Raw genomic sequence first — 17229 nt, forward strand, 5'->3', positions numbered from 1 at the left:
CGCTAAGATGTGGCTGGATATTAAGCCAGACAAGTAAAAGTCAGAATGTGCATGAGTGCTAGAACCAGCGTTGCTGCGTTGAGCCAGTGCCAGCGTCGGCGGCTGCGTTCAGTTCACTACCTAAGCCAGTTGGAATGGATGTTTCCGTGAGTGTAATGCAGTTAAATAGTCCGCCCGCAACGCCTTTGATTCTTGAGAGCCTGCCGACCCCAGCGCTCGCGGATGAAGCCTGTCCCAGACGTGCCAGGCTAGAGATTGATTTGCTGCTGCTGGCGATCGAAGCGCTAGACTTGAGCGGGTCAGAAGCGATTCTGATTGTGGCAAATGAGTTGGAGCTTCAAAGTATTATCAAAAATCGAGTGTCGCTATGGCGGTTACGTAGTACCAACCCGCTGCGGCGCTACAGCCAACGTCGTCCCCTAACCCTGACAGAAGCAAAAGCCTTAGTAATGGTAGGTTGCTATCTGGCACGGCGGCTGACGGTGCTCATTCGGCAGCTCTTGCTGGCATACCAACAACTCAGCGATAAGCAGCTCTCTATGGAACACCACTTTCGGCTTAGTGAGTATCTGGAGCGGTTTCGCGCCCATTTTCGATCGCGCATGAACCCTAAACGGGCGAGCGTGGCTGCTTATAACTCCGACGAAAAATTAGATGAACTGGCACTCAATCTGCTGACTCAACTGCTCTTTTGCACGGGCACACATGGGATGCAGCGCTTTTGGGCAAGCCTGTTTGATGGAGAAGTGGCATGAGTATTCAGCGTCAATATAGTTTGCCTAACTGCACTCTGGTGCTGGAAGGATGGGGCGATATGGTTGTCGCCAACCAAACAGAAGCACGTCCCCTTATGTCCAAGCTGACAAACGCCGAGTTTCATCTGGTAGGGGAAGAAAAACCGTTGTCCGGCGGACGCGAGTTTTTTGAAAGTTTAACTGCTGCTGTCAGCCTTTATGCTCAAGAGCTATTAAGTGGCATTCGTACGTTCAAGTCACCTCAAACCACATCGCAGCTTGTGCAGTTACAGCGTCTGGATGATAACCATCATCGGTTGAGCGTCTTACCACCTGATGCCGATCCAGGTTCTGGCATTGCTACCCATCTCACTCGGCAGGTTGACCTGACTACAGTGCAGTTGTTTGATTTGGTGGAAGCGGTAGATCAGTTCTTTGCAGACACCCAGACCTTACCGGATTTAACTTTTCAGGTTGCGCCTCTTGCCAAACGCTACGTCCGTCGCAGTGAACCGGTTGCCAAACAAGCCATACCGGCTGCGATCGGCGCTTCTGGTTTAGCACTAGCAGCGATCGCCTTCTTTTTCATTCCTACACCTCAGGTGCGCCAACCAGACGATCTGGTGCCTAAGACCAATACAACCTCCAGCACAACAGGTTCACCAGCACCTGCTGCACCGCCACCTTCGCCGACTGCCAGTGGTTCGTCTAGCCCTACTACCAGTCCTGGTGCAGCTACGACTCCTAACTCAACAACGGCTGCCCAGCCTGATTTGACTAAGTTAGAAGCAGCACTAACGGCGGCACCGGAAATCACTGACCCAGCACAAGTCAAAGCGTTGCAGGAGAAGTTGTCTACGCAGCTTGACCAGGCATGGAAAGATCGTCCAGCCGTGACGCAAGATCTGGAGTACCGCGTTGGCGTTGCTAAAGATGGTGCCATTGTTGGCTACAAGCCCATCAATCCAGCCGCAGAAACCAGCACCCAACAAACGCCGTTACTGAACCTGCTCTATATTCCGGCGGCTGGCTCACAGCCATCGTCAGAACCGATCGCTCAGTACAAAGTGGTTTTCACCTCTAACGGCGTGCTTGACGTATCTCCCTGGCAAAACGCCATGGCAAGCCCCATCACAGGCATTACAGAAATTACTGACTCTGATCAAATTTCAGAGCTGCAACCGAAGCTTTACGACCAGATCGATCAAAACTGGAAAGACAAGCCAAGCTTTGAAAAAGATCTTGTTTTTCGCGTACGGGTGAAAGGAGACGGCACGATCGCTGACTACAAGCCCGATAGCCAAGTTGCCGCTGAGTTCGCTAAGGAAATCCCCTTGCCGAACTTAGGAAAACTTGCTGAAGACGGTGATACTGGAGTGGGTCAAGATCCACTCGCTCTGTTCAAAGTGGTTTTCAAGCCGGATGGTAAGCTCGAAGTTAGCCCCTGGCGCGGTCAGAGGGATTAGCAGAAAGGACGGGCAGTAAAAGCACGTGGCAGGCAAGAGTGTCACTGAATCCTGACGCAATGCCTGTTTCGCTTTGCTGTTTCCTCGCTTTTATAGCTGCAACGATATGAACATCATCTTCTTCGGCACGCCTGACTTTGCCGTTCCCAGCTTGGAACGCTTGCTGTCTCATCCAGCTTTTAACGTGCTGGCAGTCGTGACTCAGCCGGACAAACGACGAGGGCGAGGCAGTCAACTGATCCCATCACCAGTAAAGGCGATCGCCCAATCACACAATCTGCCGCTGTATCAGCCTAAAAGTGTCAAAAAAGATGAGGCGACCTTAGATTATCTGAAAAACACCCAGGCAGATGCGTTTGTCGTCGTTGCTTATGGACAGATTCTCTCTCAGGCGATTCTCGACCTGCCTCGTCTTGGCTGCGTCAATGCTCACGGCTCAATACTGCCACGGTATCGCGGTGCCGCTCCCATTCAATGGAGTTTGTACCACGGTGAAGCAGAGACTGGCATCACAACCATGCTCATGGACGCTGGCATGGATACAGGACCCATGCTGCTAGAAGCCCGCACACCGATCGCACTGCTAGACAACTTTGAAGATCTGGCAGCACGGTTGGCACACATTGGCGCAGATCTGCTTCCAGAAACCCTGCTTCAGCTTGATCAGCGAGCAATTCAGCCCATGACACAGGATGAGTCTCAGGCAACCTACGCACCGCTGATCAAAAAAGATAACTATTGGCTGGACTGGTCACGTAGTGCGATCGCCCTTCATAACCAAATTCGAGGCTTTTTCCCTTCCTGTAGCGCCACCTTTCGCGATAAAGCCATCAAAATCGTCGCAACCGCGCCCCTTAGTGAAACCTTTGGGATACAACTGCCCTCACAATTGAGTGCGATCGCCCAAGCCTGGTCAAACCCTTCGGAAGCAGCGCAACCTGGTGAAGTGGTCGGCATTCTTAAAGGAGAAGGCGCGATCGTCCAAACGGGTGATGGTGTCTTGCTGCTGCGAACCGTGCAGTTAACTGGCAAGCGCCCTCAGTCTGGCTGGGACTTTGCCAACGGTACTCGGTTAGAAGTTGGAGAGGTGTTCGGGAAAGGAGGGTGAAGGGGATAAGGAATGAGGGATGAAAGCTAAGGGATGTTTAGTAAAGGTTGGAAGGACAGTCAGAAGGTCTGATTTCTGGTATTAGGGCTGTTAGCCTTTAGCTACCGCATGAGAAGCAAGCTACAGTTACGAAGGCTGCTCTAGCTACTAATCATGTAAATAATGATGAAAGTAGTAGAGAGATCATCGGTTATTTGCTAAAAGCGGGAGCGGGCATACTAAGCGGCGGGTATGATATAAATGTTGAGGTTTGTTACTAAATCATACTGTCGCTAGATGCAGACTGTGATCGTCCCCTTCTACCTTTTGTGTTGTCTGCTACAACATTCGTAACGACGCGTTGCCTGCTTACTGCTGGTCTGTAGCAGGTTTTTTCATGCCTTTTTGCTCAACAACCTACATCTGGAAAAAAGAAGTTATTCATGACTGTATCGATCGTACGCCCCAAAAGCCTTACAGCCGCCACCCTGAGCCCTGCCCTACGCCTGAAGGACATTCTCAAGACTTTGCCGAAAGAATGCTTTCAGAAAGACATGAAGAAAGCTTGGACGGCTGTAATTGTTAATGTGCTGATGGTTGGTTTAGGTTACGCAAGTATCGCGATCGCGCCCTGGTTTTTGCTGCCGCTTGCCTGGTTGTTTACTGGCACAGCGCTGACGGGCTTTTTTGTGATTGCTCATGACTGCGGACATCGATCATTTGCCAAGCGGCGTTGGGTGAACGACTTGGTGGGACACATCTTCATGCTGCCGCTGATTTATCCGTTTCATAGCTGGCGCCTTTTGCATAACTTACACCACAACCACACAAACAAGATGGATGTGGATAATGCATGGCAGCCGTTTCGCCCCGAACTGTATGACGGGATGCCCAAGCTGATCCAACAAGCCTATCAAGGAATGCGCGGACGGCTTTGGTGGCTGGCTTCGATCGTTCACTGGGCTATCATGCACTTCGACCCATCCAGAGTCGAAGCGAAAGATCGCAATAAAATCAAGCTTTCGGTTGCCGTTGTTGTTGGGTTTGCAGCGATCGCATTTCCGTTGTTAATCGCTACGCTTGGCTTTGTCGGTCTGGTCAAATTTTGGTTGATGCCCTGGCTTGTCTACCATTTCTGGATGAGCACCTTTACGCTGGTACACCACACTGCCCCTGACATTGATTTTCAGGAACCTGAACAGTGGCACGCAGCGAAAGCACAGCTTGCTGGAACCGTTCACTGTGACTACCCCTTAGGAGTCGAATGGCTGTGCCATCAAATCAACGTCCATGTTCCCCATCATCTTTCTACCGCGATTCCGTCGTACAACCTTCGCATGGCACACGAAAGCCTGCGAGCAAATTGGGGTGCGCATCTTTACGAATCTCGGTTTTCCTGGTCACTGATGAAGACGATTACCGATCAGTGTCACTTGTATCATGCTGAGGAGTGCTACCAGTCGTTTAAGGCACACCATCAGTTAAAAGGCTAAAGGCTAAAAGCTTTGAGTTCTTGAGGAGTTTTGAGTCAATTCTGACTCAAAACTCCTTTTTTTTGACTTCCCAAGAATTTTTCTTCAAACAAGGTGAATCATTCTTGCTGAGTGGCGTTATCCTGATTCATAGTCTTAGCGAGAGGAAGAATCAGGAATGCGCGCACGATCGCTAATCAGTTTGGGTTCTGTGCTGCTGTTAGCGGCTTGCTCTAGTGCTCCTAAAAGCGAGCAAGCAACGCCACCGTCACCGGTTGATGGTGTGGTGTCGCTGTCTGCTAACAAATCGCAAAATTTTCCGAAGCCTGTGGTCAGCCCAATGGCGGTGATTCCAGTGCCTTCGGTACCGGGCTTAATTACGCCGACAAATGCCCGTATGCGCGTACCAACGATCGTTACAGGGCGGACTGATCCGTTTGCTGCGATCGCCACTGCGCCCATCAAACTTATCTCTACCAACAAGCCAGCGGTCGCGTTACCTAGCCCGTTACCTGCACCGACTCAAAATAGGCTACCAACGTTCAAGACGCCGCCGCTTGCAACAGTGCCTCTTAACGGAACCTCATTACCGCCGACATCGTTACCATCGTTACCATCAGTACCCGTCTCTCCTACTTCGCTTGCAGATACCATTGAGATCAGCGGTGTCGTTAAAGTTGGCAGCAAATGGAGTGTGATTGTTAAAGAGCCAGAGGCTCAAACCAGTCGCTATGTAAATCCAGGCAGCTATCTAGCAAACGGACAGGTCTTAGTGAAGCGGATTGTAGCAAGTGCTGGCTCTGATCCAATCGTAGTTTTGCAACAGAACGGTGTGGAGATTACGCGAGCGATTGGTAGCGGCAGCGATCGTCTTGCCAGCAAGTAATGGGCTGGTGATCTAAACTCAAGTGAAGGGGAACAGGTTAATGCCCCTATCATGGAGCGCTCTGATGCCAGGACTGAGTAACCAACGCAATGCAGCCGATGGTGGTAAATTAGCAGCATTCTCTAACCGAGAACTGCAACGGGCACTTGATCGACGCAGCCTGAATTATCAGGAAACCTACATTTGCCCCGTTTGCCGCCACGGGCAGATTACAGCGTTGACCTTAATGGATGCCTTTGCGTGCGATTTCTGCCGCCATATTTTTACTGCAAATTTGTCAGAGCAGTCGATTCACGTAGAAGACAGCTCCCAGCCCATGACGTGGCGCTGGAACGGGCATAACTGGAAAGCGGCGAATCAACTAGATACGGATCTCACCATTGTTATCTGGCTAGTTGGTGTGGCGCTTGTGTTGCTACCACCGGCGCTTATTTGGCTACCTTCCCATACCTTTCCACCGCTACAAGGTAGCACCTGGGCATGGTTCCCCTCTGTTTGGATTGGTCTGACCTTTGGCGCTCACTTGACGTTTGTAGCCTGGTTGCTAACTGAACATTACCAGGTGCCTTTTTACATCACCTACAAAGTCAGGTTGCGTGAAGCATTGGGTAGACGGTGATGGCAAGCCAAAAGTTATTTCTAGCTTTTAGCCTTCAGCCCTAAGCCTTTTACTCAAAGCGTTGACGTTTAGCAGACCAGCGCAACAGGCTATAGTTGCTGGTCCCGCTAGCGACGATCGCGCTGTCGCCACTGCTGCCCAGGCTAGCGATTGCCAAATAGGTTAGGTCTGCTTCGCTAGAGCTTTCGCTATACAACAATTTGCCTGTAGCTGAGAAAATAAGGGTTCGGGGTCTAACTCGTTGCTTAGGCGCTTTACGTTCGGTTGAATCAGTCAGGGCTTCAGGCTCAACGGTGAGTATAATGTCAGGCAGTTTGCCCCCAGTTAGTGTCGCTAGCTGCACTGGGAGCGTGCCAAAACCTAGCGGCTCCAGCGCATCCCAAGTTGATGCAGTTCCAGAGGCTAGTAGCCCTGTGCGCTTTAGTTCGCGTACCAGAATAGGCATAATGTTTACCGCCCATTCTGGCTGTTGCTGCACCAGGTCAGCCAGTGGCATTGTCTCTGGGGTTTGCCATTGCAGCGCTGAATCTGTAAATGCTAGCGGTTGATGTGTTGTATTACCTGCTTTGGCAATGGCTGGAGCAGGATCTCCAGCCGCTAATAGCTCTAGCTTGCCATCATTCACTCGAACGGCTTTGATGCTGGCAGACACTACTTGCTGCTCCCCATCGGGCAACCAAACGACGATCGATAAGGGCGGATCAGCCGCAAGACCCAGCAATTTCCACAGGCGATCAACAGGCGTATTGGCTGGCAGTTCTAATCCAGCATCAGCCAAACGCCAGCGCTTACCATCTTGAAAGCCTGCTACTTGCACCCGATACCATACTTGCTGTTCACCTAGCTTGAGTGCCTCTGCTTGCTTTGGCTTCAACCAGGTAGCGGCATTGATCTTGGTCAAGGTTTCTGCCACACCCACAATTTGCCCTGGTGAAAAAGTTATTGCTGCCGTGTCTTCAACTGCTGATGGCTCCAGGCGCTGGATGAGAGCTGTGATGCGGCTTCTCTCCTGGCTGGTCATTTTTGGCTGTTTTTTTAACCAGGCGATCGCGGCATTACTCCCCTGTTGTGCGGCAATAAGCAACGCGCCCCAACTTCTTGCCTCGGCTTGCGCTGGGCTGACGCGTAGTGTCGCATCAACTCGATTTTGCAAACGCCCAGAATCGGCTTTAAGCACGGCGGCAGTTTCCAAGCTGTTTTCAGCATTGGCAGTAAAAACCGTTAACGCTCGCCGCCAACGCCCATCAACCAGATTCGCTAGCACCTGCTGACCAGGGCTTGCCCAGGATTTATTCGCTTGCGTCTGCGTTGCCTGCGCGTGCAGTTGTATTAGCTTTTGTTGTGCTTGTGCAGCGTCTGACCATCGACCTCTTTTACTACGTACCGATTCTAACCACTGTAAGCCAGTAGACCATAGCCCACTGCGAGCCAGCACTAAGCCCTGTTCGTAAGCATGATCGTCGATCGCTGGCTCTAGTAAAGAAAGTGACTCTAGCTGAAGCGGGCTGGGTAAAAAGTTGCGCGGTTTAACCTGATAGATTTGAAACTGAGGCTCCATACCCACCGTTTGATCAAGAACCAACTCCGGCGAACCGCCACCAAACATTTCTTGCCAAACGGGTTCTTGCCCTACAGGACTGCTCCATTCCAGCATTTGATGCAGATGAAACCGACTGGGGTTGTAGTGCAGCACTTGTCCATAGGCGATCGTGCTATCGCCCCGCAGCCAACGCCCGCTCAGATTTAACCAAATGCCCTGAGTTGGCACCTTACCCTCAAACCGATTCAACGTCATCAGCGGCAATGAGCGCGTCGAACCTTGATTCTCATCACCAGTATTGATCAGCGGTGTTAGCACGAACGTTTCATCCGGTCCCACGATCGCCTGCTGCTCTAACAACTGAAAGGTTTGCTCACGCTGCGTTCCAGGTATAGTCTGGTATACCCGCAGTTGCACAATTTGTTCGCAGTTACTCTGACAGTTCGATCGCCGCGCCAGCACAGGCAGTAGCACGTCAGAAACAGTCGTTTTGTGGTCAAGAAAGCTAATGTTCTTACCCAACTGGATCGGTTCGCCAAGCATGCGTCCTGCCTGGGTAAGCTCTTTCTGAATTGCCTCCATCGTCTGAGGCGGCTTTAACCCCGTTACGGGAATCGGAATCCAATCTGGCAGAAAGCGATTGACCCACAAAAGCGTCTGCGGATCGACAATGAGCTGACCTCCGAGCCAACCCGCGCTTGCAAGCCCACCCGCAGCCAGCACAATGATAACGAGCGCTGACCAGGAAGACATCCCAGGCAACGCACGTCTCAAGCGCTTCTGTTTCGAGGGTGGCACAACCTGCGGCACTACAGGAGGCACTGGCTTAAAGCTTTTGCCTGTTTTGGGGTGCTTAAGGGCGCGATCGCGTGGGTTCATGGTCATGCCAAAACAGCCTCTGCCAAAACAGCCTGAAACAATGCTGGTAGATGACGTACATTACTGTAACCGGGATTACCAGTAGCGTCACGCAATCTTTGAGAGAAGGAGAAGGGTTGAAGCTGACTGCTGACTGCTTAGATTCCTATTGCGCTTGCAGATTCTCTTGCAAATAGTGTCCCCACTTTGCAGCTAGCGGTGGTTCGGTGAAGGGAATACGAACGGGCTGAGGGCGATCAGCACACGCTAGTTCTAGAACCGCTCGTCCTTTGGTCGGTGCAGCATCTAACGCCACTGCTTTCTCGTTCACCAGTAAGCGAATCGACTGTACACCATCAAGCGAAACCGTTTCCAAATTTACTGGTCCCTTGCGAGTCGGCAAGCCCCAGGTCAGTTCACGTCCCTTTTGCCCCAACACGGCGTAAATGTCGTACTTTGCTCGCTCAAATGGTTCTGCCCAGGTTTTGTACGCCTCCAACTTTTGGTACTCATTCCAACCTGCCCAGGCAAGCCAGAAGAAGAGTACAAGTAGGGGGAGCCAGAAAAGACCGCGTTCCATAAAGGGTAAGGAGTGAGGAGATGGGCAAGGAGGGGGGGATAAGGAGATGGGTAAGCAGAGGAGGCAAGGGCAGCAGGGGCAGCACTTTGCGCTGCTGTGCTAAAGAGTTTTGAATTAGTTCTGACTACTAACTACTAATGACTAACTCCTTGTCAATTTTGTCTTTATACTCACCTTCTTCTGCCTTCTTCTTTTACCTTTTGCCTTTCTTAACCATCTGCAACATTCAGCACTCTACATTCAACCTGAGCTTAAGCTATGGTGGTAGTCAAATCTTGACCGTTACGGGACGTTATGAGAAAACTTTTGCTGCTGGGGTTGTTCCTGATTGGGCTAGGCTGGGCGCTTTCTAACTTTAGCGGACTAGCGGCGCAAGGCACTTACGACTCGCTAATTCTAGATTTTCGTGAAGATATTGGCGCGGCACAGATCGAGAGTCAGGTACAGACAATCGCTCAAAAGTATAACGTTACACCCCGGTTAAACAGCGCCTTCTCTTTTCAAGATCACATTTTTATCGTGAAGGGCGATCGCGCCTTACTAAAGGCGCTGAAAAAATCTGAGCTCAAGAAGTATACAGAATTTATTGAGCCTGACTACGTTTACAGTACGTTCACTCCGCCGAACGACCCTGACTACGGCAAGCAATGGAACATGCGGAGTATCAACGTTGAATCTGCCTGGGATGATACCCAAGGCGAGGGCATGACAGTCGCAGTGATCGACACGGGCATCAGCCAAGTTCCCGATCTAAACGAAACCAAGTTTGTCAAAGGCTACGACTTTGTAAATGATCAGGCAGATGCCAACGATGACAATGGTCATGGCACCCACGTTGCAGGCACAATCGCCCAATCGACCAATAATGAGTTTGGCGTAGCGGGCATTGCCTATAAGGCAAACCTCATGCCGCTCAAAGTGCTGTCAGCAGGCGGTGGCGGCACAGTAGCAGATATTGCAGAATCAATTCGCTTTGCAGCAGACAATGGCGCAGATGTCATTAACATGAGCCTGGGCGGTGGTGGCGAGAGCCAGTTAATGCAAGAGGCGATCGACTACGCCCATGAGAAAGGAGTTGTCATCGTTGCAGCAGCAGGTAATGCTGGCGATAATTCAGCGTCTTACCCTGCTCGGTATCCTCACGTCATTGGCGTCTCTGCACTGGGTCCAACTGGTACAAAAGCGCCCTACTCCAACTTTGGTGCAGGTGTTGACCTGTCGGCTCCTGGTGGCGCGAAGGAAGGCGAAGACCCCACTGGCGGCATCTTACAAAACACGATCAACCCTGAGACTGGCGAATCGGTATTTGAATCTTATCAAGGCACCAGTATGGCAGCGCCTCACGTTGCAGGAGTGGCAGCGCTGGTTAAAGCAGCAGGTGTTAAAGAGCCAGATGCTATTGAAGACGTGCTAAAGCAATCAGCATTGCAGGTCAAAGATGATGATCTGAACCATTACGGTGCAGGCAAGCTGGATGCGGCAGCAGCAGTGAAATTAGCAGCCCGTGGGCAAATTACCTTCCGTGATTTCTTCCGCTGGCTGCGCGATAACGGTTATCTCAATCCGCGCTTCTGGATTGATGGTGGCGTGATTGCTTTGTGGCCCAAACTGGCAATGGTGCTTGGCTCCTACCTGCTAGCATGGTTCTTGCGGAATTACTTCCCCTTTGCCTGGGGGTGGACGCTCTCCACAGGATTGGTCGCAGGCAGTTCTGGTCTGTTCTTCCTGAAAGGCTTTTACCTCTTTGATGCGCCTCAGTTTCCCTTCCGGCTTCTGGGTAGCTCGATTCCAGAGTGGGGCGGTGCTGTACAGGGAACCAGTGCGCTAAACCCAATCTTTGCCAGTGTGCTCATTCCGTTAGCGTTGATTGCGCTGCTCTTAGGGCATGCACAGTGGAAGTGGTTTGCCATTGGCACCACAATCGGCGTTGCAGCTTGCCTTGGCGTGAGTGCTGTAATGTCACCATCGATGATGTGGTTAGGCGATGGCACGATCGCTCGTGGCTTTCTGATCGTCAACGCCTTGCTGTGTTTAGCACTGGCGCGTCTTGTCCTTAAACCAGGAGTGCAATCAACGTGAGTGACAGCATTAAAGTAGAAGGGAAAATCGAGCGCAAGGGTCTGGGTCCTGGCACCTGGGCACTAGTCAGCAATAGTGGCGAGACCTACGAACTGCATAAAGCGCCGAAAGAGCTACAAAAAGCAGGGCTAGCCGTCAAAATCGAAGGTCAAATCCGCAAAGATGTGATGACGATCGCGATGATTGGTCCTGTTCTCGAAGTTAAACAATTTGAGCTTGTTGATTAAGTAACTGAATTGTTGCAAGCGATGAGTCAGATTGGGACTTGGTTCAGGTTCAAAAGATCTAGCCTTGTCCCGGTCTGGCTCGTTTTTTGGTGTGGATGAGTCACGACTAGCTTAATCATGGCTGTCCAAGATCGAGCGTTGCCATCGCTTTATGTGCTTAGAAGCTCGGAGAACAACTAAACGCTACAGTTCGTTTTAGCGGCTGCGAACCTTACCGAAGGAATTCATCGCCTTACCCATCCACGCTTGCGCTCTGACTCTCTAGAATGAAGTTGTCGGCTTAAGGTAACGGTGACGTTACGAAGAATTATTTAACTTGAATGAAGCAAACTTCTGATTGCGATCGCATTCAACCCTGCCAGCGATCGAAGTAAGTTCATGCTAACGCTTGAGGAATGTTGGAAACTTGAAGAATGCTGAAGGCTATTTGAAGTTTCGGTAACTTTTCATCTTGACGCACGTCTTCATTAGTAGCCCGTGCCATGATCAACAAGAATTAACAAAGCTGAAGCTTCTTACTCAGTGCATTTACCGAAACCTCTGATCTCCTACCTAGAGCTAAAAGCTATCAAGCCAGTTTTGACACAGTGTTTTTTGATAAAACGTGAGTTAACAGCGTTATATCTGGCTCTTTAGGGCAATCTAAGTGTGAGTGAGCATGATCAAGATCACAATCGTTTTTCCCTGATTCTTACGTACGATCGTTGATTATAAAGATTAGACCTGCGCGATCGGGTCTGCGATAAGCAGGGAAATGCATCTATAGTCTTCTTGGAGAATAACTGTGACCCAGGAATTTCATATTTCTGTGACTCCGATAGGGGAAGACGACTACCTTGTACGGACAGAAAAGGTAGCGCCTGGTGTGCCATTGGCAGAAGAACAAGTTACATGGCCTGTAGATGAATGGCTGGCTCAGGCAAGTGTGTTGATGAATGACCCGCTGCAAGGGCTGCTGCGTGGCGATACATTCCACTCATTTCCTGATGCCGTACCGTCTGAGCAAACCGAGGCACAGGGCAATTTGGTTGCGCTGGGGCAACAGCTTCACAGCGCGTTGTTTCAAGGAACAATTCGTGATAGCTGGATGACAGCACAGGGCATTGCCCAGCATCGTCAGGAAGTGCTGCGCTTACGGTTGGGGCTAAAAGACACACGCCTGCCGCGTTTGCCGTGGGAGGTGCTATATGCAGGCAATCGCCCGATCGCGACGGGAACAGATGTTGTCTTCTCCCGCTATCACTCCAGTTTTGCAACAATGGCATCGCTGGCGCAGTTTCAAACGACCGCCGCGATCGATGCCCACCAACCGCTCAAAATTCTTATGGTGCTAGCCGCACCGACCGATCAGGAAATGCTGGCGCTTAAGCAAGAGGCGCTGCATCTTCAAGAAGAGCTACAAACTACTGGTCAAAACGGCAATCGGAATGGCAGCAGCCGTTACTCAGACGTGCAGCTAACTATTTTGGAGCAGCCCGATCGCGAACAGCTAACACAAGCTCTGGAACACAACCATTATCATGTACTGCACTACGCGGGACACAGCAATCTAGGCACCGCTGGCGGCAAGCTCTATCTGGTGAGCCGCAAAACGGGGTTGACTGAAACCTTAAGCGGCGACGATCTGGCAGGGCTGCTAGTCAACAACGGCATTCGGATGGCGGTTTTCAACTCCTGCCGGGGTGTCTACACGGCAACAACTGAGGTAATCAGTGATGTTGGCGATGGCAATCTAGCAGAGGCGCTGGTCAGACGCGGCATCCCGGCAGTGCTGGCAATGGCAGAACGCATTCCAGATGATGTAGCGCTGAATCTGAGCCGCTTGTTCTATCGCAATCTGAAGCAGGTTTACCCCGTTGATCTCAGTCTGAATCGCGCTCGCCAAGGACTGATTTCTTCCTACAGCTCCAAGCAGCTTTACTGGGCGCTGCCAATTCTCTATCTTCATCCAGAGTTTGATGGCAATCTTCAGTCGCTGGATGCTCGGGGCGGAGCGTTGAATGGCGCACAGTCGATTAGCGAACTGGCGATCGACGAGCGTGGCGATCGAGCGAGCCAGCCAACTGTCCCCCAAGCCGAGCTAACCCTTTCTACGTCGGAAGAACCAGCGGTAGCGCTACCACCCCCTGTTCTAGCCACCGTGCCAAATCGAGAACGGTATGATTTACCGGATGAGGCATTTGATGATGACGCGATGGATTTGGAGGATCTAGAACTAGAATTTGATGATCCGGAGTACCACAACGATCTGGAATCAGTGGCTCATCTGGTGCATCAGCTTTCGTATGGTGCGACAACCGATGCAGTTGAGGACGATCACCTCCTGCCAGCCTCCGCTTCAGAAAATCTGTTGCCCGAAGCCGAATACACTTTCAACACCGACGATTATCTCATTCTGCCTGACCACCCCAAAGAGCTAGGCTCGTTGGAAGCAGCCGCAGAAACGGCAGATAGCCCTGAGATACCAGTACAGAATGGAGGGGCACTTACAACCACGGCAGCCGATGCTAGTGGGGTCGAAGTCTACTCAGAGTTGGCAAGGATGCTGGCAGAAACAGGGAAGCTGACGGAGGCGATCGCGACCTGCCATCAAGCTGTGCAAGACAACCCTCATGATGCCAATGCTTACTATCGTCTGGGCATGGCGCTTAACCAGCAAGGGTATGTCGCAGAGGCGATCGCGGCGTATCATCAGGCATTAAGTATTAATCCTGCTCTGGCTGAAATTCACAATCAGTTAGGGTTGGCGCTCTCGCAGCAGGGCAATCTCAGCGAAGCCATACGATCGTATGACCATGCCATTCAGCTTGATCCTAACTTGACCACTGCCAGACGCAACCTCGAAATTGCGCTCCTCCGGCAAGGCAATGTTGGTCCTGCAAAGCCACTGCTGGAAGGTTCACTCTTCGACCAACAACATACCACAGAACAAAAAGCCTTCGATCACTCCAGAAGCAAGTTGTTAGCAGGTCATACTGGTGCCGTCATTGCTCAACGTAAGGTGTCGCCTTATCGGACGTTGCTGTGGTTCGGTGCTGGCATCTTGGCTGCACTGGCGCTGGGCGGCTGGTTCTTGCGCGATCGCTGGTTGCCGACACCCTCAATCCAACTCCCCGAAGCTGCCTTTAATACGGTTAAGAGCACTGGCGATTTGCAGCGCGTTAGTACCAGCGTCGTGACGGCTCTGGCAACAGAACACCTTAATAAGGGGAATTTTGCTGATGCTGAGGCAGCGATCGAAACCCTGCTCGATCGAGGCGCATTGACCCAGGCAGCGGCCGTCCTCACCCCTGCCCTAAGCCAAGAGGCAGGCAACCCTACTCTTAACTTTCTGATGGGTCGCCTTGCGTGGCAGTCGGTTAATGTAGGCAACAAAGACTATAGCCTTGATGATGCGCGGCGGTATTGGGAGACTGCCGTTAAGCAAAAACCGATTGCGGAATATCAGAATGCTCTGGGCTTTGCCTACTACACCGAAGGCAAGCTCGATCGTGCTAGTCGCACATGGATGCAAGCGCTGAAGTCAAAGGAGCAACAGAGCAATCAACCTGCAGCAAAACAGGTAAGCTCATCGTCAGCATCACACACTCTCACGGCTTACGCTGGACTCGCTCTAGTGGCGGCAAAATCTGCTGCTAATCAGCCACCTAGCCAACAAGCTAACCTGCAAAACGAGGCGATCAAGCTCCGCCAAACCGTCCTTGCTGATGATCCAGTTAGCTTTCAGCCAGAAGAACTCGCCAAAAACTGGCTGTGGTCTGAGACAGCTATTAAAGACTGGCGATCGACCCTTGCCCTTAAGTAAGCCAACAAGCTAAGGCATCCGCCACACCAACTCGCTCCGTCTCCAACTGCAAGGAATATACTCCAGCTTACTTTCTGACAAGGCTGGCAGAGGAAGATTATTAGCATACCGATGTAAGCAAGGGCGCAACGATGTAAAGTAGTACAAACGCTCTTCGTCGCCTTATGCAATCGTTACTCACACAGCCACAGCAGCGGGTTTTCACCTGGATTGAAGACTTTACAGCTCAACATGGTATGTCGCCAACCTATCGTGAAATTCAGAAAGGGTTGGGCTATCGATCGCTCGCATCCGTGCAGCTGCATATCGAAACGTTAACGACAAAGCGGCTCATCAGCCACGCCCCTCGAAAATCTCGCTCTCTCAAAATTCTGCGGCCCAGTGATGGGATTCCATTGGTAGGCACGATCGCAGCTCATAGTCTGGTCGAAAACTTTGCGGATCAGGACGTGCAGCATCTAGAGTTGTCCTGCCTGCCGAAGTTGGCACATCTTTCCCAGCATGAGCGTTCTCAGCATTTTGCGCTGCTAGTACAGGGTGACAGCATGATTGGTGCCTTGATTGATCACGGCGATCTGGTTGTTATGCGGCGCGAGTCCAATCCCCGTGCGATTCGCAATGGCACGATCGTCGCGGCTCGACAAAATGGTGCGACGACGCTGAAATACCTCTATCGTCGAGGGCAGCAAATTACGCTTCAGCCTGCTAACCCCAACTATAAGCCAACCGTCATTGATACCAGTACCGAAGAGGTAGACATTCAAGGCGTTTATGTCGGTTTGCTGAGGGGTTTGGTCTAGCGATCGCTTCCTTAAACCAATAGCAAGCAGCGTGGCTTTTGGCGCTATAGCTTAGATAAACTGAAGGCTGACCGCTGAAGCTAAACGCTACTAATAATGCTGCAATTTCATCCATCTGGAATCGGTCAACGAGTAGTCGAGACTTCGCTAGGGGCAATGGTCTACTACACACCTGTAGGTCAGCCGTGGTCAATCCCATCACTCGAAGCACCGCCGCTACTTTTTCTGCATAGCTTTGGTGGAGGCGCATCAGCTTATGAATGGTCGAAGGTGTATCCTACCTTTTTGGACTCACATCGCGTCTTAACTCCCGATTTGCTGGGGTGGGGACAGTCAGATCACCCTGTAAGAGATTATCAGGTGGCAGATTATCTCACGACGCTGACAGAATTTATCCAGAAAACCTGTACCGCGCCAGTGACGATCGTTGCGTCTTCTCTCACAGGCGCGATCGCCATTCGTCTTGCCATTCTGCAACCGACCTTAGTGAAGGCCTTGTTTCTCATCTCACCATCAGGCTTTGCCGATTTTGGGCAAGATGCTGGTCGACGGTTACCACTGCAAGTCATTAACACACCACTACTCGACCAGCTCATCTACACACTGGGTGCAACAACTGATATTTCCGTGCGCAGTTTCTTGGAGCGTTTTTTGTTTGCCGAAGCTGACTGCGTCTCTCAAGAAATGGTTCAAGCCTATCTAGAATCTGCCCGGCAGCCGAATGCTCAATACGCAGCACTGGCTTTTTTGCGGGGCGACCTCTACTTTGACCTTGCCCGCTACTTGCCCCAGCTTTCTACACCGACCGTTATTTTGTGGGGTGAACAGACGCAGTTTACCAGCGCTGCTTTAGGTCAACGGCTGGCAAACTTGAACCCGTCTGCGGTGAAGGCATTTTTACGCTTAGCTGATTCAGGTGTACTAGCACATCTGGAGCAACCTGCGATCATCATTGGGCTATTGCGTCAGTTTCTACAAGAACTAGAGGGGTACGAAGAGGGCAGGGGGGTAGCAGAAGCAGATAAGTTCTGAGTAGCGCTTTGCGCCGCTGAGTCCCTTAGACACGCTCCGCTTTC

General features: G+C 51.4%; 13 protein-coding genes. 11 read left to right on the forward strand and 2 right to left on the reverse strand.

The genetic code is table 11. The annotated features are described in order from the left end of the window. Positions 1 to 134: 134 nt before the first annotated feature. From H6F86_RS28400 to H6F86_RS28425, 6 genes are all read left to right on the forward strand, one after another. Positions 135 to 755, forward strand: a complete 621-nt coding sequence (locus tag H6F86_RS28400) for a DUF3038 domain-containing protein (RefSeq protein ID WP_190453906.1) — start codon at positions 135 to 137, stop codon at positions 753 to 755. After that, positions 752 to 2200, forward strand: coding sequence for a DUF4335 domain-containing protein (locus H6F86_RS28405; protein WP_190453910.1), 1449 nt, complete (start codon positions 752 to 754; stop codon positions 2198 to 2200). Before H6F86_RS28400 ends, H6F86_RS28405 begins: the two co-directional genes overlap by 4 nt. A 106-nt stretch (positions 2201 to 2306) precedes the next feature. Next, a complete protein-coding gene (gene fmt, locus H6F86_RS28410) occupies positions 2307 to 3308 on the forward strand; it encodes a methionyl-tRNA formyltransferase (RefSeq protein ID WP_190453912.1) in 1002 nt (333 codons plus the stop codon). A 422-nt stretch (positions 3309 to 3730) separates the two neighbouring features. Continuing rightward, the gene (locus H6F86_RS28415; protein ID WP_190453915.1) at positions 3731 to 4780 is read left to right on the forward strand and encodes a fatty acid desaturase; all 1050 of its coding nucleotides are present in this window, start codon (positions 3731 to 3733) and stop codon (positions 4778 to 4780) included. A 157-nt stretch (positions 4781 to 4937) separates the two neighbouring features. Next, positions 4938 to 5645, forward strand: coding sequence for a hypothetical protein (locus tag H6F86_RS28420; RefSeq protein WP_190453918.1), 708 nt, complete (start codon positions 4938 to 4940; stop codon positions 5643 to 5645). Positions 5646 to 5709: 64 nt separating this feature from the next. After that, entirely contained in the window at positions 5710 to 6264 is a 555-nt protein-coding gene (locus tag H6F86_RS28425; protein WP_242033722.1) for a hypothetical protein, read from the forward strand. A gap of 49 nt (positions 6265 to 6313) precedes the next feature. Here the strand turns inward: H6F86_RS28425 and H6F86_RS28430 are convergent, their stop codons facing one another. Together H6F86_RS28430 and H6F86_RS28435 are read right to left on the reverse strand one after the other, a co-directional pair. Beyond that, positions 6314 to 8689 (reverse strand): hypothetical protein, encoded by a 2376-nt coding sequence (locus H6F86_RS28430; RefSeq protein ID WP_190453921.1) that lies wholly within the window; start codon positions 8687 to 8689, stop codon positions 6314 to 6316. Positions 8690 to 8828: 139 nt separating this feature from the next. Beyond that, the gene (locus tag H6F86_RS28435) at positions 8829 to 9242 is read right to left on the reverse strand and encodes a hypothetical protein (RefSeq protein ID WP_190453924.1); all 414 of its coding nucleotides are present in this window, start codon (positions 9240 to 9242) and stop codon (positions 8829 to 8831) included. Between the two features lie 294 nt (positions 9243 to 9536). Here H6F86_RS28435 and H6F86_RS28440 point away from each other — a divergent pair, with 294 nt between their 5' ends. The 5 genes from H6F86_RS28440 to H6F86_RS28460 all read left to right on the forward strand — a co-directional run bounded on the left by H6F86_RS28440 (position 9537) and on the right by H6F86_RS28460 (position 17185). Next, on the forward strand, positions 9537 to 11321 hold the full coding sequence (locus tag H6F86_RS28440) for a S8 family peptidase (protein ID WP_190453927.1): 1785 nt from the start codon (positions 9537 to 9539) through the stop codon (positions 11319 to 11321). Continuing rightward, positions 11318 to 11548: a hypothetical protein gene (locus H6F86_RS28445; RefSeq protein ID WP_347241276.1), complete on the forward strand. Its 231-nt coding sequence runs from the start codon at positions 11318 to 11320 to the stop codon at positions 11546 to 11548. Before H6F86_RS28440 ends, H6F86_RS28445 begins: the two co-directional genes overlap by 4 nt. 784 nt (positions 11549 to 12332) lie before the next feature. Further along, positions 12333 to 15353, forward strand: coding sequence for a CHAT domain-containing protein (locus H6F86_RS28450; RefSeq protein ID WP_190453930.1), 3021 nt, complete (start codon positions 12333 to 12335; stop codon positions 15351 to 15353). Between the two features lie 164 nt (positions 15354 to 15517). Further along, complete coding sequence (gene lexA / locus H6F86_RS28455; protein ID WP_190453934.1) at positions 15518 to 16153, forward strand: transcriptional repressor LexA; 636 nt, start codon at positions 15518 to 15520, stop codon at positions 16151 to 16153. Between the two features lie 96 nt (positions 16154 to 16249). Beyond that, entirely contained in the window at positions 16250 to 17185 is a 936-nt protein-coding gene (locus H6F86_RS28460; RefSeq protein ID WP_190453936.1) for an alpha/beta hydrolase, read from the forward strand. Positions 17186 to 17229 lie beyond the last annotated feature (44 nt).

The organism is Phormidium sp. FACHB-592, from assembly GCF_014695795.1.
GTDB lineage: Bacteria > Cyanobacteriota > Cyanobacteriia > Leptolyngbyales > Leptolyngbyaceae > Stenomitos.

Bases quoted from the DNA above. Each gene is read 5' to 3' on its own strand.
- H6F86_RS28420 (WP_190453918.1), top strand. From the start codon at position 4,938: ATGCGCGCACGATCGCTAATCAGTTTGGGTTCTGTGCTGCTGTTAGCG.
- fmt (WP_190453912.1), top strand. From the start codon at position 2,307: ATGAACATCATCTTCTTCGGCACGCCTGACTTTGCCGTTCCCAGCTTG.
- H6F86_RS28440 (WP_190453927.1), top strand. From the start codon at position 9,537: ATGAGAAAACTTTTGCTGCTGGGGTTGTTCCTGATTGGGCTAGGCTGG.
- H6F86_RS28460 (WP_190453936.1), top strand. From the start codon at position 16,250: ATGCTGCAATTTCATCCATCTGGAATCGGTCAACGAGTAGTCGAGACT.
- lexA (WP_190453934.1), top strand. From the start codon at position 15,518: ATGCAATCGTTACTCACACAGCCACAGCAGCGGGTTTTCACCTGGATT.
- H6F86_RS28430 (WP_190453921.1), bottom strand. From the start codon at position 8,689: ATGACCATGAACCCACGCGATCGCGCCCTTAAGCACCCCAAAACAGGC.
- H6F86_RS28435 (WP_190453924.1), bottom strand. From the start codon at position 9,242: ATGGAACGCGGTCTTTTCTGGCTCCCCCTACTTGTACTCTTCTTCTGG.
- H6F86_RS28405 (WP_190453910.1), top strand. From the start codon at position 752: ATGAGTATTCAGCGTCAATATAGTTTGCCTAACTGCACTCTGGTGCTG.
- H6F86_RS28415 (WP_190453915.1), top strand. From the start codon at position 3,731: ATGACTGTATCGATCGTACGCCCCAAAAGCCTTACAGCCGCCACCCTG.
- H6F86_RS28425 (WP_242033722.1), top strand. From the start codon at position 5,710: ATGCCAGGACTGAGTAACCAACGCAATGCAGCCGATGGTGGTAAATTA.
- H6F86_RS28400 (WP_190453906.1), top strand. From the start codon at position 135: ATGGATGTTTCCGTGAGTGTAATGCAGTTAAATAGTCCGCCCGCAACG.